This window comes from Oleiphilus sp. HI0117 (genome assembly GCF_001635235.1).
In genome coordinates this window covers 1-555 of sequence record NZ_LWGA01001464.1, presented here as the reverse complement: position 1 = coordinate 555, position 555 = coordinate 1, and the positions used below count along the sequence as shown (strand labels likewise).

1 protein-coding gene is annotated in these 555 nt (G+C 39.3%); it reads right to left on the bottom strand.

The genetic code is table 11. The annotated features are described in order from the left end of the window. Positions 1-335: 335 nt before the first annotated feature. Positions 336-555 (bottom strand): hypothetical protein (locus A3757_RS24410; RefSeq protein ID WP_231878380.1); only part of this gene is annotated, 220 nt, incomplete at its 5' end.

The window sequence follows — 555 nt, the reverse complement described above, 5'->3', positions numbered from 1 at the left end:
TCGGCGATTTTAAGAAGATCGGCGTCAGACTCGTTTTTTACGAACGGTAACAGCCATGCTGGGGCATTTGTTTCTGTCACTTCTCCGCTAGCAAGCTTTGAAAGCCAAAGAGTTACAGTAGATTCTTTTAAAAACATCAAGTATCCGCAGAATTAGAAAGGTATGGGTTATTATTTATAAAGCATCCATTAAATGAATATTAGACTGTAATTAAAATTATCGCCATACAAGGTCGCTTATTCTTATGGCGCTCGGTAATGTCTGCTTACGAGCTTTCTACGCCCCTCGTACTGGTTAATTAATTTAAAGGTGAATTTTTCCATTGGGTGCTCAGATCACACAAACGCTGGCTTTAGATCTTCTTCTTTTAGCAAATCAACTACGGATGAAACGATATCTTGTTTTTGCGACGCATCACTATGAACAGCATAAACTTCCCTTACAAATGACTCGGCACCGTGAATAGGGAATAACTGCTTAGATTGAACAAACTGTTCAACGAGTACCTTTGGTAATAAAGCTACCCCACCGTATGTCATTAGAAATTCCAAGGCT